23 protein-coding genes are annotated in these 22,354 nt (G+C 65.6%); 13 read left to right on the top strand and 10 right to left on the bottom strand.

Annotation, left to right across the window (positions count from 1 at the left end; genetic code table 11):
- Positions 1–31: 31 nt before the first annotated feature.
- Positions 32–505 (bottom strand): VOC family protein, encoded by a 474-nt coding sequence (locus tag NNX35_RS04935; protein WP_255765404.1) that lies wholly within the window; start codon positions 503–505, stop codon positions 32–34.
- Positions 506–1,002: 497 nt separating this feature from the next.
- Between NNX35_RS04935 and soxR the strand changes: the two genes are divergently transcribed.
- Positions 1,003–1,482 carry a redox-sensitive transcriptional activator SoxR gene (gene soxR, locus NNX35_RS04930; protein ID WP_255867151.1) on the top strand — a complete coding sequence of 160 codons (480 nt, stop codon included), beginning with the start codon at positions 1,003–1,005 and terminating at the stop codon, positions 1,480–1,482.
- Between the two features lie 107 nt (positions 1,483–1,589).
- Positions 1,590–2,072 (top strand): nucleoside deaminase, encoded by a 483-nt coding sequence (locus NNX35_RS04925; protein ID WP_255867150.1) that lies wholly within the window; start codon positions 1,590–1,592, stop codon positions 2,070–2,072.
- 39 nt (positions 2,073–2,111) lie between these two features.
- Here NNX35_RS04925 and NNX35_RS04920 read toward each other — a convergent pair whose 3' ends face one another.
- Positions 2,112–2,636 carry a GNAT family N-acetyltransferase gene (locus NNX35_RS04920; RefSeq protein ID WP_227920072.1) on the bottom strand — a complete coding sequence of 175 codons (525 nt, stop codon included), beginning with the start codon at positions 2,634–2,636 and terminating at the stop codon, positions 2,112–2,114.
- Positions 2,637–2,762: 126 nt separating this feature from the next.
- On the opposite strand from NNX35_RS04920, the gene rlmN reads away from it, so the two are divergent.
- Entirely contained in the window at positions 2,763–4,019 is a 1,257-nt protein-coding gene (gene rlmN / locus NNX35_RS04915; protein ID WP_255765400.1) for a 23S rRNA (adenine(2503)-C(2))-methyltransferase RlmN, read from the top strand.
- A gap of 88 nt (positions 4,020–4,107) precedes the next feature.
- Here the strand turns inward: rlmN and purB are convergent, their stop codons facing one another.
- Positions 4,108–5,523, bottom strand: coding sequence for an adenylosuccinate lyase (gene purB / locus NNX35_RS04910; protein WP_255765399.1), 1,416 nt, complete (start codon positions 5,521–5,523; stop codon positions 4,108–4,110).
- A gap of 308 nt (positions 5,524–5,831) precedes the next feature.
- Between purB and NNX35_RS04905 the strand changes: the two genes are divergently transcribed.
- Together NNX35_RS04905 and NNX35_RS04900 are read left to right on the top strand one after the other, a co-directional pair.
- Entirely contained in the window at positions 5,832–6,074 is a 243-nt protein-coding gene (locus NNX35_RS04905; protein ID WP_255765398.1) for a hypothetical protein, read from the top strand.
- Positions 6,075–6,076: 2 nt separating this feature from the next.
- Positions 6,077–7,423 (top strand): WXG100 family type VII secretion target, encoded by a 1,347-nt coding sequence (locus NNX35_RS04900; RefSeq protein ID WP_255867149.1) that lies wholly within the window; start codon positions 6,077–6,079, stop codon positions 7,421–7,423.
- 45 nt (positions 7,424–7,468) lie between these two features.
- Here NNX35_RS04900 and NNX35_RS04895 read toward each other — a convergent pair whose 3' ends face one another.
- Positions 7,469–7,900 carry a phage holin family protein gene (locus NNX35_RS04895; protein WP_255765396.1) on the bottom strand — a complete coding sequence of 144 codons (432 nt, stop codon included), beginning with the start codon at positions 7,898–7,900 and terminating at the stop codon, positions 7,469–7,471.
- Between the two features lie 41 nt (positions 7,901–7,941).
- Between NNX35_RS04895 and NNX35_RS04890 the strand changes: the two genes are divergently transcribed.
- From NNX35_RS04890 to NNX35_RS04875, 4 genes are all read left to right on the top strand, one after another.
- The gene (locus NNX35_RS04890) at positions 7,942–9,081 is read left to right on the top strand and encodes a histidinol-phosphate transaminase (protein WP_255867148.1); all 1,140 of its coding nucleotides are present in this window, start codon (positions 7,942–7,944) and stop codon (positions 9,079–9,081) included.
- Between the two features lie 143 nt (positions 9,082–9,224).
- The gene (gene pdhA, locus NNX35_RS04885) at positions 9,225–10,451 is read left to right on the top strand and encodes a pyruvate dehydrogenase (acetyl-transferring) E1 component subunit alpha (RefSeq protein WP_370646952.1); all 1,227 of its coding nucleotides are present in this window, start codon (positions 9,225–9,227) and stop codon (positions 10,449–10,451) included.
- On the top strand, positions 10,448–11,425 hold the full coding sequence (locus NNX35_RS04880; RefSeq protein WP_255867147.1) for an alpha-ketoacid dehydrogenase subunit beta: 978 nt from the start codon (positions 10,448–10,450) through the stop codon (positions 11,423–11,425). The genes pdhA and NNX35_RS04880 overlap by 4 nt, the downstream gene beginning before the upstream one ends.
- Before the next feature lie 46 nt (positions 11,426–11,471).
- Positions 11,472–12,911 (top strand): dihydrolipoamide acetyltransferase family protein, encoded by a 1,440-nt coding sequence (locus tag NNX35_RS04875; protein WP_255867146.1) that lies wholly within the window; start codon positions 11,472–11,474, stop codon positions 12,909–12,911.
- A gap of 24 nt (positions 12,912–12,935) precedes the next feature.
- On the opposite strand, the gene NNX35_RS04870 is transcribed toward NNX35_RS04875, so the two are convergent.
- Together NNX35_RS04870 and NNX35_RS04865 are read right to left on the bottom strand one after the other, a co-directional pair.
- Positions 12,936–14,231: a PLP-dependent aminotransferase family protein gene (locus NNX35_RS04870; RefSeq protein WP_255867145.1), complete on the bottom strand. Its 1,296-nt coding sequence runs from the start codon at positions 14,229–14,231 to the stop codon at positions 12,936–12,938.
- A 103-nt stretch (positions 14,232–14,334) separates the two neighbouring features.
- The gene (locus NNX35_RS04865; protein WP_255765391.1) at positions 14,335–15,303 is read right to left on the bottom strand and encodes a helix-turn-helix transcriptional regulator; all 969 of its coding nucleotides are present in this window, start codon (positions 15,301–15,303) and stop codon (positions 14,335–14,337) included.
- A gap of 477 nt (positions 15,304–15,780) precedes the next feature.
- Between NNX35_RS04865 and NNX35_RS04860 the strand changes: the two genes are divergently transcribed.
- Together NNX35_RS04860 and NNX35_RS04855 are read left to right on the top strand one after the other, a co-directional pair.
- Positions 15,781–16,740: a lantibiotic dehydratase C-terminal domain-containing protein gene (locus tag NNX35_RS04860; RefSeq protein ID WP_255765390.1), complete on the top strand. Its 960-nt coding sequence runs from the start codon at positions 15,781–15,783 to the stop codon at positions 16,738–16,740.
- Positions 16,741–16,771: 31 nt separating this feature from the next.
- Positions 16,772–16,960: a hypothetical protein gene (locus tag NNX35_RS04855; protein ID WP_227920034.1), complete on the top strand. Its 189-nt coding sequence runs from the start codon at positions 16,772–16,774 to the stop codon at positions 16,958–16,960.
- A 66-nt stretch (positions 16,961–17,026) separates the two neighbouring features.
- Here the strand turns inward: NNX35_RS04855 and NNX35_RS04850 are convergent, their stop codons facing one another.
- Positions 17,027–17,587 carry an NADPH-dependent FMN reductase gene (locus tag NNX35_RS04850; RefSeq protein ID WP_255867314.1) on the bottom strand — a complete coding sequence of 187 codons (561 nt, stop codon included), beginning with the start codon at positions 17,585–17,587 and terminating at the stop codon, positions 17,027–17,029.
- A gap of 112 nt (positions 17,588–17,699) precedes the next feature.
- On the opposite strand from NNX35_RS04850, the gene NNX35_RS04845 reads away from it, so the two are divergent.
- Entirely contained in the window at positions 17,700–18,296 is a 597-nt protein-coding gene (locus tag NNX35_RS04845; protein ID WP_255867144.1) for a TetR/AcrR family transcriptional regulator, read from the top strand.
- 2 nt (positions 18,297–18,298) lie between these two features.
- On the opposite strand, the gene NNX35_RS04840 is transcribed toward NNX35_RS04845, so the two are convergent.
- Complete coding sequence (locus NNX35_RS04840; RefSeq protein ID WP_255867143.1) at positions 18,299–18,790, bottom strand: MarR family winged helix-turn-helix transcriptional regulator; 492 nt, start codon at positions 18,788–18,790, stop codon at positions 18,299–18,301.
- 316 nt (positions 18,791–19,106) lie between these two features.
- Here NNX35_RS04840 and NNX35_RS04835 point away from each other — a divergent pair, with 316 nt between their 5' ends.
- The gene (locus NNX35_RS04835) at positions 19,107–20,441 is read left to right on the top strand and encodes an MFS transporter (protein ID WP_255765386.1); all 1,335 of its coding nucleotides are present in this window, start codon (positions 19,107–19,109) and stop codon (positions 20,439–20,441) included.
- A gap of 68 nt (positions 20,442–20,509) precedes the next feature.
- Here the strand turns inward: NNX35_RS04835 and ald are convergent, their stop codons facing one another.
- Together ald and NNX35_RS04825 are read right to left on the bottom strand one after the other, a co-directional pair.
- Complete coding sequence (gene ald / locus NNX35_RS04830; protein WP_255765385.1) at positions 20,510–21,628, bottom strand: alanine dehydrogenase; 1,119 nt, start codon at positions 21,626–21,628, stop codon at positions 20,510–20,512.
- Between the two features lie 123 nt (positions 21,629–21,751).
- A complete protein-coding gene (locus NNX35_RS04825; RefSeq protein WP_255867142.1) occupies positions 21,752–22,210 on the bottom strand; it encodes a helix-turn-helix domain-containing protein in 459 nt (152 codons plus the stop codon).
- Positions 22,211–22,354: the final 144 nt, after the last annotated feature.

Here is a 22,354-nt window from a genome sequence, read left to right as displayed (position 1 = left end):
CGCGCCTTGACCGGGCCGCACCGGAGCCCGGTCAAAGCGCGGAGTTCTGCTCCTGGACCGTGGCGTTGGAGGAAACCTCGAAGGTGCGCTCGGGCGGCTCGACATTGGAGGGATCCATCCACATGAACTCCCAGACGTGTCCGTCCGGGTCGGTTGCCGAGCCGCTGTACATTCCGGGCATATGCTCCTCAGCCGGCGCGTAGAGGGCACCCCCGCCGGAGGCGCAGGCGGCCAGGAAACGGTCCACTTCGTCCGTGCTGTCGCAGCTGATGCAGTTCAGTACTTCCTTGCCTGCCGAAGCCAGATGCGGCGTGTCCCCTTCGGGGAGGAAGCCCTGGTAGAAGTCCTGCTGCAGCAGCATCACCACGATGCTGTCCGAAATGACGATGGCGGTGGCGTTTTCATCACTGAACTGCGGGTTCTTGGTGAATCCGAGACCCAGATAGAAGTTCTCTGCAGTCTTGAGGTTCGCCACCGGCAGGTTGGGGAAAATCATGCGTTCCATGTCTGGTCCTTCCTTCGAAGCCCGCGGGTGCCCTTCGCGGCGGAGAACCCACGGTGGAGGTGCGTTCGGGCAGTGCGCTGTTCATTCACAATCCCACTGCCCGCCCCTGCTGACAACGGGTACCCGGAACGATCGGCAGCGGAACCATGGCTCCGCCCACGACGGGCTGTCAAGGCCACGATTCACTTTAGAAAGGAAACCTCCTCCGGTCTCAGTGGAAAGGGAAGAGCAAGTGTCCGCTCTCGGACAGTACCCTCGCCAGCAGGTCTGCAGAACGCTGATCTCGAGGCCTTCCCTGCGGAGTCTGCCGGGGATCGGACTCGAGTCCGGGAAGACTGCGGCGGTTCTTCTTGGCCTGTCTGCGATTCATGGCGATGCCTCCCTTGTGGCTCCCCCTTCGGGAGCTTAGGGCTACAGCAAACGTGCTCAAGTGCACTTGAGGTCAAATCCCCGTCACAGTTCTTCGGTTGCCCGGCAGCGTGCGCAACACTGGACGAGTGAACCAACCACCACGCCAATTACTGGCTATCGGCGAGGTGGCGGAGCGCGCCGGTATTTCGGTGCCTGCCGTCCGCTACTACGAAGAGCGCGGATTAATCGTTTCCTACCGCACCAGCAGCAATCAGAGACAGTTCCCGCGCCACGTCCTGCGCCGGCTGGCTGTCATTTCCGCAGGCCGTCGTATCGGTCTGTCGCTCGAGGAAGTGGGTGTTGCCCTGGGCGGGCTACCCCCGGACCGGGCGCCCACGAAGAGCGAGTGGGCTGCCATGAGCGCCGACTGGTCACGGATGGTCGCCGGAAGAATCCGCGTACTTCAGGCGTTGCAGGCGTCCCTTGACGGCTGCATCGGATGCGGATGCCTGTCCCGGGAACGGTGCGGGATCTTCAACCCCGGCGATCAGGCAGCACTGGAGGGACCCGGCTCCCGCTGGGAGCGCGAGGCCCGCGGCAAGGCAGGAAACAATTTCGCATCATGACGCAGCCCATATTCCCCTTGTCCCAATAACTGCTAGTCTCACTGCTGCGAAGGCGGGCCGGACACTTCCGGCTATCTACCTGGCACAACCGGACCAAGGGAGAAGCCATGAGCAGCACTTCGGACGATATTTACCTGGCCCAGGCCATTCGCCTTGCCACGGAGAATGTGGCCAACGACGGCGGACCGTTCGGTGCCGTCGTCGTCACCGCCGAAGGCGCGGCGTTTGAGGGCGTGAACCGGGTGACCGCGAACAACGATCCCACCGCACATGCCGAAGTCACGGCCATCCGCAACGCGTGCGCCACCCTGGGCACCTTCGACCTCACGGGTGCGGTGCTCTACACCAGCTGCGAACCCTGCCCCATGTGCCTGGCGTCCTCGCTCTGGGCCCGTGTGGACCGCGTGGTTTTTGCCGCGGACCGGCACGACGCCGCCAGCGCAGGTTTCGACGACGCCGCCTTCTACGAATTCTTTGAAACGCCGCTGGAGCAGCGCTCCATGCAGGTCACCCAGCGGGGTGTGGAGGGCACCCCCTCAATGGCTCCGTTCAATGCCTGGACCGCGGCGTCGGAGCGGATCGACTACTAGGCTGCGGCTCGTCCGGCGCTCGCAGCGGGCGCCGGACGCCTAGAACCGGTGCTCCAGCGCGGCGCCGATGGTCTTGGAGTAGCAGGTTGACCCATCGGAGGCGATATACGGGCCGAAGTTCGGCACCACCCGGTAGCCGGCGTTCTCGTAAAAGCGGTGGCCGTCCGGCTGGGCGGAGCCTGCTTCTGCCGTAAGGACAGCGAATCCCATCTGCTTCGCTCGTGCCTCCAACGCCCCGAGGACCGCCGTCGCCACTCCTGAACCGCGGGCATACGGCAGGACATACACCCGCTTGATCTCCGCCGTAGTGGTATCCAGCCGCCGAAGCCCCCCGCAGCCCAGCGGCTGGCCCGTACTGCGCTCGTAGGCGATGAGGAAGACTGCGGAATCGGACGCGCGCGGCGGATTGGGGTCGTGTTCCGCAGTGCCATAGCGGGCGTCCAGTTCTGCCTGCTGGGCTTCGCGCAGGTCAGCGCCTACGGGGTTGCTCCACGGCACTTCGCGGATCCGCAGGTGCGGGGTGGAGTAGGGACGGAATCCGGAAAAGGGTCGCAAATCCGACATGCTGCCTCCAGCGTCAGGGGTAGTGCTTCCCACGCTAGGAGCCCGCGGTTTCACCCGTGTTTCGGCAGTGTGCCGTCCCGGCAAAAGGAATGTTCCGGATATGCGAACCGTGCGAGAATAGTAGCGATGTCAACTGTCGATTCTTCCCCCGAGAAAAACACCGCCAAAAAGCAGCGCACCGCCCGCGCGCTTCCCACCGCCACCGGACTGCAGGTCCGCCCCGCCACGGAGGGTTGGGAACAGGCCAAGGAGCCCGACGGCCGCCCGCTGCTGCAGTTCAAGTCGCCGCGCGTGTCCCAGCCGCCGGCGCATCTGGCCGATATGACGCTGGCCGAACGCCAGGAGAAGCTGAAGTCCCTGGGCCTGCCTGCGTTCCGCGCGAAGCAGCTGTCGGTGCACTACTTCCAGCACTACACCACCGACCCCGAAGCCATGAGCGACCTGCCGAAGGAACGCCGTGACGAGCTGGTGGGCGAAATGTTCCCCACGCTGCTCACCGAGATCAAGCGCCTGACCACCGACAACGGCGACACGATCAAGTTCCTCTGGCGCCTCTTCGACGGCTCCCTCGTCGAGTCCGTGCTGATGCGCTACCCCGGCCGCATCACCCTATGTGTCTCCAGCCAGTGCGGCTGCGGCATGAACTGCCCGTTCTGCGCCACCGGCCAGGCCGGCCTGACCCGCAACATGTCCACCGCGGAAATCCTGGACCAGATTGTCCAGGCAAACCGCGTGATCAAGGAAGGCGGCCTCGGCGGCAAGCGCCGCGACGGCGGCCACGATGCCGAGCGCGTCACCAACATTGTCTTTATGGGCATGGGCGAGCCGCTGGCCAACTACAAGCGCGTGATGAACGCCGTCCACCGGATGGCCGCCGAGGTTCCCGAAGGCCTGGGCATGAGCGCCCGCAACATCACCGTCTCCACCGTGGGCCTGGTGCCGGCCATCAAGAAGCTTGCCGAGGAGAACATCCCGGTGACCTTCGCACTGAGCCTGCACGCCCCGGACGACGAACTGCGCGACGAGCTGATCCCGGTCAACAGCCGGTGGAAGGTGGACGAGGCCCTGGACGCCGCGTACAACTACTACCGCGTCACCGGCCGCCGCGTCTCCATCGAGTACGCGCTGATCAAGGACATGAACGACCACGCCTGGCGTGCGGACCTGCTGGCCAAGAAGCTCAATGCCCGCGGCCGCGGCTGGGTGCACGTGAACCCCATTCCGCTGAACCCCACGCCCGGTTCCATCTGGACGTCGCCGGAGCCCGAGGTCATGCAGGAGTTCATCAACCACCTGATCGACGCCGGCATCCCCACCACCATCCGCGACACCCGCGGCAAGGAAATCGACGGCGCCTGCGGCCAGCTCGCCGCGGCGGACTAGCACCGGGAACAACCACTTAACGACGACGGCGGGAGGCCGGGCTGCGAGCCCGGCTCCCGCCGTCGTCGTTTTGGCTTAAGCGGGCAGCCTATTTGAGGTGGTCCACCAGGGTGTCCGCGATGCCCGTGTACTTGGCGGGGGTGAGGGCCTGCAGGCGGGCTTCCGCCTCGGCGGGAAGGCCAAGCCCGGCAATGAATTCCTTCATCCGCTCGGCGTCCACGCGGTGGCCGCGGGTGAGGTCCTTGAGTCGTTCGTAGGGGTTTTCCATGCCCTCAACGCCGGCCACGGCTTCGGCGCGCATCACCATCTGGATGGCTTCCCCGAGCACCTCCCAGTTGGAGTCCAGGTCAACGGCCAGGACCTCTTCGGCGACGTGCAGCCGCTGGAGTCCCTTGGCGACGTTGGAAATTGCCAGCACCGAGTGTCCGAAGGCCACACCGATGTTGCGCTGCGAGGAGGAGTCGGTGAGGTCGCGCTGCCAGCGGGAGGTGACCAGGGTGGAAGCCAGGGTGTCCAGCAGTCCGTTGGAGATTTCCAGGTTTGCTTCGGCGTTCTCAAAGCGGATCGGATTCACCTTGTGCGGCATGGTGGAGGAGCCGGTGGCGCCTTCCACGGGGACCTGCGCGAAGTAGCCAATGGAGATGTAGCTCCAGACATCCGTGCAGAAGTTGTGCAGGATGCGGTTGAAGCGGGCGATGTCTGCGTAGAGCTCTGCCTGCCAGTCGTGGGATTCGATCTGCGTGGTCAGCGGGTTCCAGGCCAGGCCCAGGCCTTCCACGAAGCTGCGCGCCACCTGCTGCCAGTCTGTCTGCGGAGCCGCGGCGTAGTGGGCCGCGTACGTTCCGGTGGCGCCGTTGATCTTGCCCAGGAACTCAGTGTTGCGGATCCGACGCAGCTGGCGGGTGAGGCGGTAGACGGTGACGGCCAGTTCCTTGCCCAAAGTGGTGGGGGTGGCCGGCTGTCCGTGCGTCCGGGACAGCATGGGCACGGTGCGGGTGTCCTCCGCCATCCCGGCAATCTGGTCCACCAGGTCCTGCGCGGCCGGCAGCCAGACGTTTTCGACGGCGCCCTTGATGCCGAGCGCGTAGGAAAGGTTGTTGATGTCTTCGGATGTGCAGCCGAAGTGCACGAGGCTCTTCAGATTCTCGAGACCGAGGGCCGGAAGCCTGTCGGCAATGTAGTACTCGACGGCCTTGACGTCGTGCACGGTGCGCTTTTCAATTTCGCCCAGCTCGGCCACGGAGTTGCCGTCGAAGCCCGTCACGATTTCCCGCAGCTGGTTCTGCTGGTCTTCCGTAAGCGGCGCGGTGCCCGGCAGGACGGCGTTGGAGGTCAGGTGAATCAGCCATTCCACCTCCACATGGGTCCGGTCCCGGTTAAGTGCGGCTTCGGACAGGTAGTCCACCAGCGGCGCGGTGGCGCTGCGGTAGCGGCCGTCCAGCGGGCCCAGGGCGATAGCGGGGGATACGGAGGCGAGGGAGACACGGGGTTCGGATGCGGCCATGCGGCAATTCTTTCATGCCGGCGCAGCGCTGTTGGTGTGTGACTCATCGCTGCTCTGCGGTTTTGCCCTGGGTCGGCACACTTTCCCTCGACACCCGGGCATCACCGTGCACAGGTCCCGGTTGTTTCCACCGGAGGCGTGCGGAACCCGCGGTCCGGTGACATGCACGGCACCCTTGACGGACCGGCGTCGTTCTTGAGCGGTCCTGGTCCCGACCCCTCCTGACCCGGCCCTGCACCCGGAAGGCCTGGGCCGGTTCATTCGAGATGTGGACAATCCGTCACCCGAGGGAGGAAACGATGAACCAAATGGCTGCTGCAGCGTACGCGGCGGAGACGGAACGGTTGCTTTTGGCGTTCGCTGTAGAAACCGACGAACTGGAGCATGAGGTTGCCGCCGCCGCAGTTGTCCAGTGGGAGTCTCCCGCGGCAGACGCGTTCCGGCAGGAGCTCCTTGCCATAGCGCAGCGGTTTCCCGACGTTTCGCTGCAGCTGCGGTTCTCCGCGGGCGAGCTGCAGCAGGATCCGCTCATGTTGGCTGCGGGGAGCTGACAATGGCGGAGATAGGAACCTGCGACCGGCCGATGTACGAGGTGCGGGGCGGGGCCGCAGGTCTCCTGGTCCAGTACGAGGACCTGGTCCGGGTTGCGGGCAGGTTGGAGTCGACCGCGGACCGCGTGCGGCTGCTCGGGCAGAGGGTGACGGAGCTTTGGCTGGAGGTCGGGGCCGTTGGCGGCGGTTCGGCGCCGGCTGACCGCGTGCGGTTGCGGATGCAGGAGGCGGCCCACACCCTAAAAACCTCCGCTGCCGCCGTCGATGCCCTTACGGGCGGGGTGCGCGGGAGTGCCCGTGCCTATGCGGAAGCGGAAGGCCGGATCAAGGAACGGACGCCGTCCATCGGCCTGTTCCCGGTGAACCCCTGGTTCGTCCGCGGCTCCTATCCGCGGGCTGAGTGGTGGTTCCCAACCCTGCGGCAGTCAGAGACGGGCCTTGCCGATCCGGCCTCCGAAACCTTGATGAACGCTGCTTTGCTCCTGCTTTACGGCGCCGGGAGGGGGAAGCTGCGGCCGGTGGAGGTATCGGAGCTGCCCGGCGAACAAAGCCGCGTACGCCTGGACGGAACTGCTGCCGGGCTGCTGGAGCGGTCGAAGGTACTGTTGCGGGAAAACAGGCCAGGCGTGATCGAAGTCCTGCCGGTCACGGGGAGCGACGGAAAGAAGACGTTTGTTGTCACCCTTCCCGGCACGCAGAGCTCCGGCATTTCCCCCGGAAGCGAGAACCCGTTCGATGCCATGGGTGTCTTCGAACCTTCGCTGAAAGACAGTTCGTACGTTACGGCGGGAGTGCGGGAGGCCTTGCGGCTGGCCGGGGCGGAAGCGGAGGATGCCGTCATCCTTTCCGGTTACAGCCAGGGCGGGGACCATGCCATCCGCGTTGCCGCATACCTGGCCGAGGAAAGCGACTACAACGTGGCGTACCTGCTGACCGCCGGCAGCCACACCGGAGCCGCCGACCTGCCCCCGGGCGTCCCCGCACTGCACCTCGAGCATGTGCAGGACTGGGTGCCCGGGATCGACGGCATCGCCAATCCTGATACACCGGACCGGGTCACCATGACCCTGACAAATCCGGTGGCCACACCGGTTGGGGAGGACGCCGGTTTGGGTCCCGGGCACCGGCTGGACAATTACCGTCGGGGTGCCGCGCTCGCAGACGCCAGTGATGATGCGTCGCTGCGGGCCTCTGTGGCATCCCTCGGCGCCGCCGTTGCGGCCGGAAGCGTTGCAACCAGGCACTTGTACCGTCTCTCCCGGGAAGAACTGCCGCAGCGGGAAGTGAGGGTTGTGCCGAGGCCTTCGCCGGGGCCGAGGAAGGACTACCGGCCGCCCGTCGGACCCTAGCTTTCCGGAAGATCGAAGCGGTTCGCCTCCCGCTTCAGCTGGGGGCTAGTTGCGGCTCCGGCTGTAACTCCGGTTCCGGCTCCGCCTGCCGGTGACCGTATCCAGGACCAGCGACACAAGGCTGATGACAACAGCGCCCAGAACGGCGGTCCAGAAGAAGGAATCGACCTCGAAGCGGATGGGAGTGTAGCTGCTGAGCCAGGCGGTGAGCTCTAGCATGGCGGCATTGATGACTATCCGGAACAACCCCAGGGTCAGGATGGCCAACGGCAAGGTCAGTCCCTGCGCGATGGGACGGACCAGGGCGTTCACCACGCCGAAAATCAGGCCCACAAAAAGATAAGCGAGCACCGTATCGATCACCGGATCACCGCTGAGGCTGCCGGTCGGCGCGCTCACCGTGAGGCCCGGTAAAAGCCAGCCGGCCACCCAGAGGGCAACGGCGTTCAGGACTATCCGCAGCAACAGAGAGAACATGCCCCCATGCTGGCAGAAAACGGACCATTACTGTTAACGCCATGACCACTACCGAGAATGACACCGACGCAGTTGAAGTTCCCGCACCCGGCGTCGCCCCACGGCCCGTTATCGGGATGCTGCCCCAATACGCCGCCGGCAAGCCGCCGGTGGTTGTAGAAGGGCTGCAGAGCTACAAACTCTCTTCCAATGAGAACCCGTTCCCGCCGCTGCCCGCCGTGCTGGATGCGATAAACGCTGCCGCGACGGTAAACCGGTATCCGGATCCGCTTTCCACTGCCCTGCGCAATGAACTCTCCACCTTCCTGGACGTTCCTGCGGAAGACATCGTTACCGGCGGCGGCAGCCTGGGAGCACTGAATCAGCTGCTCGCCACCTTTGCCGGACAGAACACGGACGGAGCAGCAGACGAGGTTATCTACCCCTGGCGTTCCTTCGAGGCCTACCCCATCAGCGTCGGCCTGGCGGGCGCCCGGAGCGTCCAGGTGCCACTGAACTCCGACGGCACCCATAACCTGGCAGCCATGGCCGAAGCGGTCACTGACCGGACCAAAGTGATTCTGCTGTGCACCCCCAACAACCCGACCGGCCCGGTCCTGACGACAGCACAGGTGGAGGACTTCCTCCGGCGGATCCCCACCCACATCATTGTGGTCATCGATGAAGCGTATGAGGATTTTGTCCGGGACGAGGACGCCGTCAACGGCGTCGAAATGTACCGCAGGCACCCCAATGTGGTGGTGCTGAGGACCTTCTCCAAGGGTGCTGGACTGGCCGGACTGCGCGTGGGCTACTCCATTGCGCACGCGCCGATCACCCAGCACCTCCGGGTGGCGGCTGTCCCGTTTGCCGTGTCCACCATCGCCGAACAGGCGGCCGTGGCCTCCCTCCGGCACCACGACCAAATTGTGGAGAGAATACAAGGACTCGTTGCTGAACGGACCCGGGTGGTGGAAGGGCTGCAGGCGCTGGGCTGGTCCATTCCTGCTGCGCAGGGGAACTTTGTATGGCTGGCCCTGGGCGAAAATACCCCCGAGTTTGCAGCACTGGCGGGGCAGCAGGCGCTGGCTGTCAGGGCCTTCGGTAACGAAGGTATGCGAGTGACCATCGGCGAAGAGGAAGCAAACACGCGGTTCCTGGCGTTATGTGCGACTTATACAAAAGGCCCACGCGTTTCCTAGCGTGTCTTAGGTAGGGCCTGAAGCCGCACCGTCGTTAGGCTTTGGAAGGTAACTTCCACTTATATGCGACGCAGGGAATGTATTCCCTGCGAGGTATATTTCCAGCGCGGTGCGGCTTTCGGCTGTCCAGGCAAGGAGAAGGCATGGACGTAGGACATTTGCCGGCCAGTGAATTCGACTCGGCCGGACTAGAGCAATCCCTCATGGGTGCTCCGGAGGAAAACCCTGTCCCCGACATGGTTCAGCTGCTCAGTATCGACGGCGAGCTCCTGCAGGACGAGACCTACGGCAGCTACGTCCAGGGCCTGACTTCCGAGGAACTCCGCGGGTTCTACCGCGACATGTTCCTGGTCCGCCGGTTCGATGAAGAAGCCACCGCCCTTCAGCGGCAGGGCGAACTGGTGATGTGGGTTCCGCTCACCGGCCAGGAAGGCGCGCAGATCGGTTCCGGCAGGGCCCTGGAGCCTCAGGATTACGTATTCCCCACGTACCGGGAACACGGCGTCGCCTACACTCGGGGCCTGGAACTCGCCCAGCTGCTCCGGCGGTTCCGCGGCATCTCCCACGGAGGCTGGGACCCGCGCGAGGCCAACTTCCACCTCTACACGCTGGTGCTGGCCGCCCAGGTGCCGCACGCGGTCGGCTATGCCATGGGAATGGCCCGCGACCGGCTGGTCGACCCCAAGCTGCCCGAAGCCGCCACTGTTGCCTACTTCGGCGACGGGGCGAGCTCCGAAGGCGACGTGCACGAAGGCATGGTCTTTGCCGCGTCCTACAACGCACCGGTGGTCTTCTTCTGCCAGAACAACCACTGGGCCATCTCCGTGCCCACCGAAGTCCAGTCACGCATCCCCCTGGCCAACCGGGCACAGGGCTACGGCTTCCCGGGAGTGCGCGTTGACGGCAACGACGTCCTGGCCGTCCACGCCGTGACGCGCTGGGCGCTGGAACACGCCCGTTCGGGCGGCGGTCCGGTGCTCATCGAAGCCTTCACCTACCGGATGAGCGCGCATACGACGGCGGACGACCCCACCAAATACCGCCTCAGCGCAGACGAGGAAGCCTGGCTGGACCGGGACCCGCTGCTGCGGATGGAAAAGTACCTGCGCAGCCAGGGGCTGGCCGATGACGCGTTCTTTGAGGACCTCCGCGAGGAAGGCCGCAGCATGGCCGTCCGGCTCCGCGAGAACGTCCAGCAGATGGAGGCGCCGGGCTTTGAAGACGCCTTCGCCGACGTCTACGCAGAGGCCCATCCGCTGATCCGCGAAGAGCTGGACGAGCACCGCCGGTACGAAGCCGGATTTGCCGGCGCCGACGACGACGCCAGCCCCGCCACCACCAACCCCGCCGCCCCGGAGCACACCGCATGAGCACCACCATGACCATGGCCAAGGCCATCAACGCCGGTCTGCGCGCAGCCCTCGAATCCCACCCGAACTCCCTGCTCATGGGCGAGGACATCGGTTCCCTGGGCGGTGTATACCGGGTCACCGAGGGCCTGTTGGCCGACTTCGGTGCGGACCGCGTTATGGACACGCCCCTGGCTGAATCCGGAATCATCGGGACCGCCATCGGCCTGGCCCTGCGCGGCTACCTGCCCGTCTGCGAAATCCAGTTCGACGGGTTCGTCTTCCCGGGTTTCAACCAGATCACCACCCAGCTGGCGAAAATGCACTCCCGCAGCGAGGGGGCGCTCAGCGCACCCGTGGTCATCCGGATCCCGTACGGCGGCGGCATCGGCTCCATTGAGCACCACTCGGAATCACCCGAAGCGCTCTTTGCCCACACCGCAGGTCTGCGCATCATCACGCCGTCGAACCCCCAGGACGCCTACTGGATGATCCAGCAGGCCGTGGCCTGCAAGGACCCGGTCATCGTCTTCGAACCCAAGCGCCGTTACTGGCTCAAGGGCGACGTCGACACCACCGCCCCGACCTCGGATCCGTTCTCTGCCCATATCGTCCGCCAAGGAACCGACGCAACCATCGTCGCCTACGGCCCGCTGGTCCCCGTCGCCTTGGCCGCAGCCGCAGCGGCTGAGGAGGACGGACGGTCCGTCGAGGTGGTGGATCTGCGGTCCATTTCACCCATCGACTTCGACACCGTGACCGAGTCCGTACGGAAGACGGGACGGCTGATTGTCACCCACGAAGCCCCTACCTTCGGCGGGATCGGCGGCGAGATCGCCGCACGGGTGGCCGAACGCGCCTTCCTGTCCCTGGAAGCTCCGGTGCTTCGCGTGGGTGGCTTCCACATGCCCTACCCGGTAGCGAAGGTCGAGGAACACTACCTGCCGGACATCGACCGCCTGCTTGAGGCGCTGGACCGCTCCTTCGCCTACTGATGCGCCTGCCCGCCCGCCTACACTCCATGACGAAGAACGAGTTGCAATGACTGAAAAGACATTCCGCCTGCCGGACGTGGGCGAAGGCCTGACCGAAGCCGATATCGTGCAGTGGAAGGTGTCGCCGGGGGACACGGTGGCCGTCAATGACGTGATCGTGGAAATCGAAACGGCGAAGTCCCTGGTGGAGCTTCCCTCCCCGTTCGCCGGCACGGTCTCTGCCCTGATGGTTGCGGAAGGCGAAACGGTCGACGTCGGCACGCCCATCATCAGCGTGACGGTCGACGACGGCGCCGGGCCCAAGGCGCCGACGGCGGCAGGGAAGCCTGCAGCCTCCGCGCCGGAAGAGGTTCCCGCGGAAACCAACCCCATGCCGTCCGCAGCGGCAGGGGAAGCTCCGGCAGCCTCGCTGACCGGCACCGGCCCCAAGCCGGACGCGGTGCGTCGCCGCCCGCGCCGCCCCGTGTCCTCCGGTGCGCCGGCGGCCGCGAAGCCGGAACCAGCCGCAGGGCCGGCTTCGGCCGCTCCCGCCGCTCCGGCTCCGGCAGCTCCGGCTCCGGCGCCGTCCGGCACCGCAGCAGTCCAGGACCGGGTCAACCGGCTGATCCAGCGCGTGCTGGCCAAACCGCCGGTCCGCAAGGCTGCCAAGGACCTGGGCATCAATCTGGCGGACGTCACCGCCACCGGAGCCAGCGGCGAGGTAACCAAGCAGGACCTGATCAGCTACCAGGCCCAGCGTGAAGCAGAGCGCGAGTCGGCCGGCGACTTCTGGTCCCCGGGTGCCGGTGCCATTGATTCGCGGATTGAACGGATCCCTGTCAAGGGAGTGCGCCGCGCCACCGCAAAGGCCATGGTGGAAAGCGCCTTCAGCGCACCCCACGTCAGCATCTTCGTCGACGTGGATGCGTCCCGGACCATGGAGTTCGTGAAGCGGCTGAAGGCGGCCAAGGACTTTGAAGGCATCCGGGTTTCTCCGCTGCTGATCCTGGCGAAGGCCGTCATCTGGGCGGCCGCACGCAATCCGTCCGTCAACGCCACCTGGGCCGGTGACGAGATCCTGGTGAAGCACTTCATGAACCTCGGGATTGCGGCGGCCACCCCGCGGGGACTGATGGTGCCGAACATCAAGGATGCGCAGGAACTGTCCCTGAAGGAACTCGCGATCGCCCTGAACACCCTCGCAGCAACGGCCCGGGAGGGACGGACCCCGCCGGCCGATATGCGGGGCGGCACGCTGACCGTGACCAATATCGGTTCGCTGGGCATCGACACAGGGACCCCGATTATCAATCCCGGCGAGGTGGCCATCGTGGCGTTCGGCACCATCAAACAGAAGCCCTGGGTGGTTGACGGCGAGGTGGTGCCGCGCTGGATCACCACCCTGGGCGGTTCCTTTGACCACCGCGTGGTCGACGGCGACCTGTCTGCCCGCTTCATGGCGGACGTCGCCTCAATCCTGGAAGAGCCTGCACTGCTCCTGGAGTAGGCCCTTACGGCGCCGGACGGGTCCTCAGCGGACCCTTACTTCGCCGACGGCGGCACTCAGGATCGGTGCCAGCCGGCGCACACCCTCGGCTATGTCTTCGGAGGAGACGGCACTGAAGGCCAGCCGCAGCTTGTTGGAGGGGCCCTCGCCGGGCGTGAACGCCGCGCCCGGGATGAAGACTGTCCCGGCGTCGATCGCTTCATAGAGCAGGGGATAGGTGTCCACACCCTCGGGCAGCGTCACCCAGATGAAGAACCCGCCGTCCGGCCGGGTCCACGTGACACCCTCGGGCATGTGTTCGTCCAAGGCGTCCAGCATCGCGGAGCACCGCTCGGCGTAGAGGCTGCGGGAGCTGCGTACATGGCCCATCCAGTCGTACTCGCGCAGGTACGCGGAGACCAGCATCTGGGTCAAAGGCGAGGGGCAGAGGACCACGGCCTCGCAGGCGAGGTAGAACCGCCGGTAAAGGTGGCGGGGGACCAGTGCCCAGCCGAGCCGGACTCCGGGGGCGAAGATCTTGGAGAACGAGCCCAGGTACAGCACGTCCTGGGCGTTCCCTGCACGCATCGGGGCCAGGGGTTCGCCGTCGAACCGGAGGAGGCCGTAGGGGTTGTCCTCCAGGATCAGGATGTTGTTCCGCCGGCAGATTTCCACTACCGCCTGCCGGCGGTCGGCGGTCAGGGTGACGCCGCTGGGATTGTTGAAGCTCGGGATCGTATAGAGCAGCTTGATGGTTTTGCCTTCGGCGCGAACCTCGCGGATCCGCTGCTCGAGTGCCTCCGGGACGAGGCCGCCGTCGTCCATCGGGACGGTGCGTACATCCACCTCGTAGGCCTCGAAGGCATTCAGTGCCCCTACGTACGTGGGATCCTCGCAGAGGATGACGTCTCCCGGATCGCAGAAGACCTTGGCTGCGACATCCTGCGCGGACTGCGAGCCGGTGGTGATGACGATGTCGGCCGGATCGGCGTCGAGGATGCCCTCCGCAGCCATGACCTCGCATGCCTGCGTGCGCAGCTCTTCCATCCCCTGCCCGCCGCCGTACTGCAGCGCCTCCAGCCCATGTTCCGCAATAATGCGCTGGGCGGTCCGGCCGAGGTCTTCCAGGGGGAGCGAACGCAGATAGGGACTCCCGCCTGCCAGGGAAATCAGGCCCGGACGGATGGAAATGTCGAAGACATCCCGTACCGCGGACTGCTTGATGTGGAAGGCACGGTTGGAGAACAGCACCTCGTGGCGATGGGAGCCGGCGGCGCGTTCCAAAGCGGCCATGGTGTCAACGGGCAGTTCTACGGCATCGGAGAATTCCTCGCGGGTCATGCCACCCATGCTAACCCCAATAGTTGACCGTCAGGCAACGGCTGTTTAGTACACCAATGCCGGGCACTCCGGGTCCGGCTGAACCCGATCAACCGGTGGAGCCTTAGATCCAGCCGGCCTTGTGGGCCTTGATCCCGGCCTGGAACCGGCTCTCCGCACCCAGCTCCTCCAGCATCCAGGCGATGTGGCGGCGGCAGGTCCGCACACTGATGCCAACCCGTCGGGCAATGGCCTCATCCGAATAACCGGCCGCCAGCGCCGTGAGGACGGACCGCTGGGTGCTGGTGAGGCCCTCCCTGCCGGGGTCGTCAATCAGGAACGGCTCCGCCAAGCCCCACGCAAACTCGAAGAGCAACCCGAAGATACGGATCAGGTTGGTATCCCGCACTACCAGCCCGGCAACGTCGCCGGGGTGCAGATCGCGGGCCACCACCGCCACTTTGTCATCGAAGATCAGTGTTCTCAGCGGCATGTAGGGAAGGGTGCGGAACTGCCCTCCTGCTTGGGTAATAACTTCCACGGCTTTGCGGGTGGGCACATGGTCCCGCGTGCTTGCGTGATACAGCGTTTGCCGGCGGACGCCGCTGCGCAGGAGATCCAGGTCCTTCTGCACGCTTTCCTCATGGATGTCTGCGTTGGCACCCTGTCCCGGACGGGCGATCAGCACACGGTCGGTGGCGCTGCGCCCGTACTCGATCAGTACCCGCTGGACTTTCTCCTGGTCCTCGACCACCTCCACCGAGGAATCGGCGGCCAGGCGCTTGCGTGCCTCGACATAGGCCGGGGTCAATGCCGCCATTTCCCGCCGGCGGGTGCTGATTCTTCCGCGCAGTTCCAGCAGGGTCCGTTCGTCCGGATCCACCAGTTCCGCGAGGGCAACATCAGGAGAAACCGCCGTGTAGCTCGGGCAGTCCGCGCCCTGCTGCAGCAGGAGGCAGCTTGCGGTCAGTTCGGAGATGGCGCCGTCGATTACCTTGCTGGTGTACCCCAAGGCCTCGGAAGCCTCCTTCGCCGTCCACCCCGGACGGCTCACGGCAAAGCGGTAGACGTCGAGCGAAACCTGAGACAGCACGGCGAATCCTTTCAAAGCATCAGCTGTAGCCCCCACAGCTACCCTACCCAGCGGGCCCGGTTTCCGGGCCGCATGTGACAAAAGTGTTTTGTGACCGCAACACACTTTGGAATGCAGGACATGGCCGGTTAATGCCAACGGCGGCGGTGCAAAGTTCCTGCCGCGGAAAACCTCAGGCCATGGGGCTTTCCGTCCCGGCTGCAACCGGGATAAGGAACCCCGAGGGTCCACATCCGGACATGTCAGGAACCGGGCAGCGGAGGCTATTTACAGGCCGTGCAGCGGCGGGGGAAGCTTTCGGAGTCAATCAAGGCGCCGGCTGAGCAACAGCCCAAGACCCAAGGGGGATAGCAATCATGAAGAGCTGGGATTGGTTCTAACTGAGGCCCCCAAGGGGCCATAGACAAGTAACTCGAACACTAGAACACTGAAAGGCCGCCCAGTGGCGGTAACCGCACCCCGAGGGGAAAGACGCATATGAGCCAGCTAGCTGCAGTTCGACCAGCCTCACGGACGCAACCGGGCACTCATTGGTGGTCGCTCTCCATTCATACCGGGGGCTTTGATGTAGCGGACGGCATCATCGGAGAACTGGTTACCCCGCTGGCGGCTCAGGCCCAGCTCCTGGGCGCGCAGCGCTGGTATTTCACGCGGTGCTCGGATCCGGCCAACGCACATGTAAAACTCCGGGTGCTCGCACCTACAAGCACGCTGGACCGGCTGCAGTCGCTGATGGTGGCCCTGCAGGACCAGTCCAGCGGTGTCATCGGCCACCTCGAAACCAGCCAGCAGTTCAGTGAGCCGGCAACGGACCGGCTCAGCCCGGGTGGCGGCGAGCCGCAGGACCCGCGCATTGAAGCAGACCTCGCGAAATACGGCGGTGTGGAAGGACTTTCCCTCGCCGAAGAGGTTTTCGAGCTCTCTTCCGATCTGGCGAGCTGGGCGACCGCACGCTTCCCCAAGGTCCAGAACCGCTGGGCACTGGGATCGCTCCTGCTGTTCGATGCGGCCCGGAGCATGATGAAAGGACCCCGGGCATCAGCGTGGCCGGACCGGCGACGCCTTTCCTGGGACTATTACTGGGACAGCCACCTGCGCAGCTGCACGGCAGGGTTCGGCCCGCGGGCCGCCGGTGTGCGGCAGGCCATGACGGTCCAGGTGGGCGCGAAGGTCATGCCCACCCACCGGCTAATGGCAGCGACGGCAGCCGAATCCGCCGTCGAAAACTGGCGGCGGCGCTGGTTCCGGGGCATTGACACGTATTTGTATCGGGCGGACAAGGCTCGGCTGAGCCGTAGCGCCCAGCACCTGACGGTCTACCAGGCGCACATGCTCCTGAACCGCCTGGGCCTGAGCCTCCGCGAGGAAGCGGCCATGGGATTGTACGCACGGACCTGGAGTCCGGAACGGGAATCAGTTCTGCTCGATAAGCGCTGAACCTGCGCACAATGGGAAGGGGGCCCATCCGGTGGCCGATCATGAAGAAGTAGTGGTAGCGGACGCGCAGGAACTCGGCTCGGTCCTCGGTTGCTCGGAAGACGTCCTGGCGGATCTGAAGAACAGCGGAGTCCTGGCGCCCTACGGCGAAGCCTGGAATGTTGGTCCGGCGCGTGAATACCTAAGGGACGCGGCCTGGGCGGACGAGGTCTGGTACTAGCAGGACGCCGAACGCAGAAGAGGGACGGACCCGTGACGGTCCGTCCCTCTTTTCTGTCTGTTTTGCCTAGGCTACGGAGACAGACGCCTCAGCGAGAACGCGGACGGCCTCGCCGAGCTGGGCCACGGTGTCCGGGTCATCCTGCGGGTGCAGTCCGGCGTAACGCGTTACGGATCCGCCGATGGCCAGGCGCACTTCCTCGACTACGCGGGCGCCGGCGATACCGACCGACTTGCGTGCATCGTCCTGTGCCCAAACGCCGCCGTACTGGCCGAAGGCGGCACCGATGACGGCGGTGGGCATACCGGAGATGGCACCGGCGCCGAAGGGGCGGGACAGCCAGTCAATGGCGTTCTTCAGCACTGCAGGCATGGTGCCGTTGTACTCGGGGCTGATCAGCAGCAGGCCGTCGGACGCAGCGGCGGCGTCGCGCAGTACCTGTGCTGCCTCCGGGACGAGCCCCTCCACATCAATGTCCTCGTTGTAGAACGGAATTTCGCCCAACCCCTCGAAGAGCTTCACCTCGACGCCTTCCGGAGCGCCGGCGGCTGCGGCTTCAGCGAGCTGGCGGTTGATGGAACCGGCGCGGAGGCTGCCGACGAGGGTCAGGATGGTGGTGCTCAAAATTGGAACTCCTGTCTTGGCCGCGCCGCCTTGGGGGCACGGGCACGGATTCTTCTTCAAGGCCTTAAGCGGACTACAGTCCGATTTTATTCCCCACGGCGATACACTGGCCCGCATGGGCGGGAGAGGACCATCACAAGCGGGTATCCGGGTGGATGCCGCCCGGAACCATCACCGCCTGCTCGAAGCAGCTTTGGAACTCGTGGCCGCCGGCGGTGCGGACGCCTTGACGATGGATGACCTTGCCGAGCGCGCACACGTGGGCAAGGGGACGGTGTTCCGGCGCTTCGGCTCCCGTGCCGGCTTGATGCAGGCGCTTCTGGACCATGCCGAGCAGGGGTTCCGGACCGCCTACCTGTTCGGTCCGCCCCCGTTGGGGCCAGGGGTGCCGCCCAGGGACCGGCTGCTTGCCTTCGGCCGGGCACGGTTGGCATCGCTGGCCGTAACCGGCGAGCTGGCCCGGGCCGCCGACGTCGATCCCCGGACCCGCTACCAGCATCCGTCCCGGAGCCTTGCACGCCGGCACCTCGCCGGGCTGCTCCGGCTGACCGGCACGGTTCCGGACCCGGAACTCGCCGCCTACCAGTTGATGGCCTTCCTGGATGCAGGCCTGCTTCTCCACCTGCGCGGCGAGGAAGGCATGAGCCTGTCCCGCCTGGAGACGGGGTGGGAGGAGCTGGTGGGCGCGCTTGCCCGCCCCGCGGGTTCCTGAGCTCAGGGTTCCTTCTGCGTGCCGCCTTCGGGCTGCTCGAGCCGAAGCGAGGAGATGAGGGTGCGCAGCGCCTGCCGCAGTTCCTGGCTGTCCTCTGCGTCCAGGGTCGCTTCCGCCTGGGCCAGATTGGCGCACTCCATGACGTTGAGGCCTGCCTCCGTAACCGACCAGATCCCGGATCTGTCCCGGGCGGAGTATCCGGAGGACTGGAGCTGCAGGAGGTGGACTCTTATGGCCGTTGAGGACTGGCCGGCGGCCTTGGCCAGCTCAGCTTCCGTAGCCGGCGCTGAGGCAAGGCAGCCAAGCAGGTGAAAGCTGTCCCGGTTCAGGCCGAACCGGTCCAGTGCACTGTCTGAGGCGATGTGTTTTACATGGGCAGCTGCCGAGAGGAGCCGGGGGAAATAGCCCGGTGCCGCGGCGGGCTCGGAACCGGAGACGGTGTTCAGGCCGGGGGTGGGGCCCGAAGCTGGTTCTTCGCCGCGGGCCGGCGTCACGCTGCCGCCCACGATGTGCGGGAGCTGACGGACAAGCGCGTAACCGTGGTCTTAGGGGCGCTCAGGAAAAAGGTGTCGCGGGGGCAGACGTGGCGAAACGGCACTGGTTCCTCGGAGGTGATAAAGGTCGGGTGCGGCTGGCAAGCAGCCTGTGGCCACGTCTTGACCAATGGTCATCCTATTGTGAAGTATCCACGCCGGACAAGCGGGAACAGGCTGCGCCGCGGCCTGCTGAGCCGGTGCCGGGTCCGTAACGATTCCGATGTCGGGCGACACGGAATCTTTTTGTGACGTAGTTCTCAGTTAGCTTTGTTTGGTGCAAATTAAGGAACGGATCGAAGATTCGCGGATGAGCCCCCGGCAGGTGGCTATTATCGCCATCTGCACCACCCTTTATATGATCGACGGCTTCGATGTCCTGGTCATGGCCTTCAGCGCCAGCCATGTAGCCGAAGAGTGGGGATTGAACGGTGCACAGCTGGGCTACCTGCTCAGCGCCGCACTCGTGGGCATGGCCGTCGGATCCATCTTCGTCTCGACGGTCTCAGACATTATCGGGCGCCAGAAAACGCTGCTGATCGGTGTCTGCATTGTCGCCGCCGGCATGCTGGCCTCCTACTTCGCCCCGAACTATGGGGTGCTGCTGATTCTGCGCCTCCTGACGGGCGTGGCCATTGGAACGCTCCAGTCCACCATCAGCGTCTTTGCCTCTGAGTTCTCCAACGCCAAGCGCCGATCCACCGCCCTGTCCCTCGTCAGCATCGGACAGCCGATCGGCGGCGTCCTCGGCGGCCTGATCAGCGGCGTCTTGATCAGCCAATACGGCTGGCGTTCCGCGTTCCTGTTCGGCGCCGTCGTCACCCTCCTGATGATCCCGCTGGTGATGAAGGTATTCCCGGAATCCGTCGACTACCTGTTGACCCGCCGGCCGGCCGGCGCACTGGAACGGGTCAACCGCAGCCTGCGGGCCATCCGGCAGCCGGCCGTGGATGAGCTGCCGGAATCCGTCGCCGTCGAGCAGAACAAATCCCGTTTTGCGGACGTCCTAACCGGCTACAACGCCCGCCGGACCATCCTGCTGGCCATGGCCTACTTTGTCCTCATGGCGAGCTTCTACTTCGCGAACTCCTGGACCCCTCGACTGATTGCGGAAAGCGGGTTCACCGCCCAGGACGGCATCAACGCAGGAGTGCTTTTCAGCGTCGGCGCGATTGTCGGCGGCGTCCTGCTGGGCCTGCTGGGGGCGCGCTTCCCCATGCGCAGGGTCCTTGCCGTGTTCTTCGTGATTGGGGCAGCCACCTTCGTCGTGTTCGCCAACTCGACCAACGGTTCCCTTGGCTGGGCCCTGTTCGCGGCGGCGCTGGTAGGGTTCGGCTCCAATGCGCCCATCGCAGGCATGCTGGCGATCAGCCCCACCTACTACACGAGCGAGGTCCGCGGGACCGCCCTGGGACTGGTGATCGGCATGGGCCGCATCGGCGCCATCATCTCGCCGATCCTGGCCGGCACCCTGATGGACGGCGGCTGGACGCCCGGTGACCTGTACTTCCTGTTCGTTATCCCGATGGCACTGGGCGCCGTCATCATTTCCATGCTCGGCCAGCCGGTGCTTCGCGGCCCCAGCCCCAAGGCTGCCGCACCGGTTCACTGACTCCCGCCGTCCGATCCGCCGCCGTCCGATCCAAACGGCCGCGGACCGGACGCTCGCCGGTGGAACTGCTAGGAAGTCACCAGATCAGGCCACTCCGAGGCCAGCTCCAGCCCGTGGGCTGCAGAGACCGATGAGTGGGTGACGCGGCCGCCGGCGATGTTGAGCCCGTGCGCGAGGTCCGGGTGCTTCTCAAAGGCGCCGGCCACACCGAGGCTGGCCAGCGATACCGCGTACGGCAGCGTCACGTTGGTCAACGCGTAGGTGGACGTATTCGGAACCGCACCGGGCATGTTGGCCACGCAGTAGAACAGGGAGCCGTGCACCCGGAAAGTCGGATCTTCGTGCGTGGTGGGGTGGCTGTCTTCGAAGCAGCCGCCCTGGTCCACCGCGATGTCCACCAGTACGCTTCCCGGCTTCATCCGCGAAACCATCTCATTGGTGACCAGCTTCGGAGCCCGTGCCCCGGGGACCAGTACCGAGCCGATCACGAGGTCCGCATCCACTACGGCCCGCTCGATCTCGAAGGCGTTGGATGCCACCGTCTTGATCCGGCCGGCATACAGCTCATCGAGCTCCCGCAGCCGGTCGATATTGATGTCCAGGACCGTGACGTCCGCATGGGCGCCTACGGCCGCCGCCGCCGCGTTGGTTCCGGCCACGCCGGCCCCCAGCACCACGACCTTGGCCGACCGGACACCCGGAACGCCGCCCAGCAGCAGGCCGGGCCCGCCCGCCGGGGCCATCATGGACTGCGCACCTACCTGGACCGAAAGCCGCCCGGCTACTTCGGACATGGGTGCCAGCAGGGGGAGGGCCCGGCCGCGCTGCACGGTCTCATAGGCGATCGCGGTGACTCCGCGGTCCAGCAGGGCAGCCGTCAGTTCCGGCTCCGCGGCCAGATGCAGGTAAGTGAAGAGGATCAGGCCCGGCCGGAAATGCCGGTATTCGGAGGCAATGGGCTCCTTGACCTTGAGGATCATGGCTGCCTGGGCCCAGACGTCGTCGGCTGAGTCCAGGATCTGCGCCCCGGCGGCGGTGTATTCCGCGTCCGTAATGTTCGAGCCGGTGCCGGCACCGCTTTGTACCAGCACCTGGTGGCCATGGGAGCGCAGTTCGTGCACGCCCGAGGCGGTTATTGCTACACGGAATTCATTGTTCTTGATTTCCTTGGGGATACCGATGATCACAGTATTGCTCCGTCAGTAGGGTCAGCCGGCGGGGTGTCCGCCGACACATCCCCAGCATAGGTCCCCGCCACACGGCCGTGCAGTGGCACCGGGAGCCGGTTTTCCGCCGGCGGACTTCCGGTATCAGGTGCCGGCGGTGTCCACGCTGTTCCCGGTTGCTTCCCCGGCTGCTTTGGCTGCCCTCGCGGCCTGCTGCGAGTCGAGCCAGGCCTGGACGTCTTCCATCCGGATACGGCGGTGCGAGCCGCGGTATTGGACCGGGATAATCCCGGCATCCGTCAGGTTGCGCAGGTAGGTATGGGAGATGCCGGCAGCAGCGGCCGCCTGGGAAGTGGTCAGCAGCGGCACGGATCCGGCCGGAAGCGGTGGATCCACCGGCACCGCCGGCTCCGAGGACACGGTCACGGGGGCGCCCGCCGCGAGACGCGACAGCAGGTCCAGCACAGCGTCCCGGGCGGCGTCGGGCAGCCGCAGCGCCGTACCGTCCACGAAGACGGTGACATCGCCGGCAGCCAACGCGCGCTTCAGCGCAAGGGTGTCTTTGTCCGGCAGCGCCGGTACGGTCCTGGAACTCTCATTCATGGCCCTAATCTTGCCAGTGGAACGGCGGGCGGGCGGGCACCGGTGCCGTGTTGAGGCGGTTCGGGCAGCGGAAACAGCGGGACGGCCCGGGTTCTTCGTGGTGGAATAGTGCTGGCGTATCGCGAAAGGGACCGGAAGCCGGTT

Source organism: Arthrobacter sp. zg-Y844, from assembly GCF_024385465.1.
Taxonomy (GTDB): domain Bacteria; phylum Actinomycetota; class Actinomycetes; order Actinomycetales; family Micrococcaceae; genus Arthrobacter_B.
The sequence above is the reverse complement of the archived record's forward strand: the minus strand, read 5'-3'. Positions and strand labels throughout refer to the sequence as shown.

Coding starts and splice junctions, on each gene's coding strand:
- NNX35_RS04935 (WP_255765404.1), bottom strand. CDS start 505: ATGGAACGCATGATTTTCCCCAACCTGCCGGTGGCGAACCTCAAGACT.
- NNX35_RS04925 (WP_255867150.1), top strand. CDS start 1,590: ATGAGCAGCACTTCGGACGATATTTACCTGGCCCAGGCCATTCGCCTT.
- NNX35_RS04920 (WP_227920072.1), bottom strand. CDS start 2,636: ATGTCGGATTTGCGACCCTTTTCCGGATTCCGTCCCTACTCCACCCCG.
- rlmN (WP_255765400.1), top strand. CDS start 2,763: ATGTCAACTGTCGATTCTTCCCCCGAGAAAAACACCGCCAAAAAGCAG.
- purB (WP_255765399.1), bottom strand. CDS start 5,523: ATGGCCGCATCCGAACCCCGTGTCTCCCTCGCCTCCGTATCCCCCGCT.
- NNX35_RS04905 (WP_255765398.1), top strand. CDS start 5,832: ATGGCTGCTGCAGCGTACGCGGCGGAGACGGAACGGTTGCTTTTGGCG.
- NNX35_RS04900 (WP_255867149.1), top strand. CDS start 6,077: ATGGCGGAGATAGGAACCTGCGACCGGCCGATGTACGAGGTGCGGGGC.
- NNX35_RS04895 (WP_255765396.1), bottom strand. CDS start 7,900: ATGTTCTCTCTGTTGCTGCGGATAGTCCTGAACGCCGTTGCCCTCTGG.
- NNX35_RS04890 (WP_255867148.1), top strand. CDS start 7,942: ATGACCACTACCGAGAATGACACCGACGCAGTTGAAGTTCCCGCACCC.
- pdhA (WP_370646952.1), top strand. CDS start 9,225: ATGGACGTAGGACATTTGCCGGCCAGTGAATTCGACTCGGCCGGACTA.
- NNX35_RS04880 (WP_255867147.1), top strand. CDS start 10,448: ATGAGCACCACCATGACCATGGCCAAGGCCATCAACGCCGGTCTGCGC.
- NNX35_RS04875 (WP_255867146.1), top strand. CDS start 11,472: ATGACTGAAAAGACATTCCGCCTGCCGGACGTGGGCGAAGGCCTGACC.
- NNX35_RS04870 (WP_255867145.1), bottom strand. CDS start 14,231: ATGACCCGCGAGGAATTCTCCGATGCCGTAGAACTGCCCGTTGACACC.
- NNX35_RS04860 (WP_255765390.1), top strand. CDS start 15,781: ATGAGCCAGCTAGCTGCAGTTCGACCAGCCTCACGGACGCAACCGGGC.
- NNX35_RS04845 (WP_255867144.1), top strand. CDS start 17,700: ATGGGCGGGAGAGGACCATCACAAGCGGGTATCCGGGTGGATGCCGCC.
- NNX35_RS04825 (WP_255867142.1), bottom strand. CDS start 22,210: ATGAATGAGAGTTCCAGGACCGTACCGGCGCTGCCGGACAAAGACACC.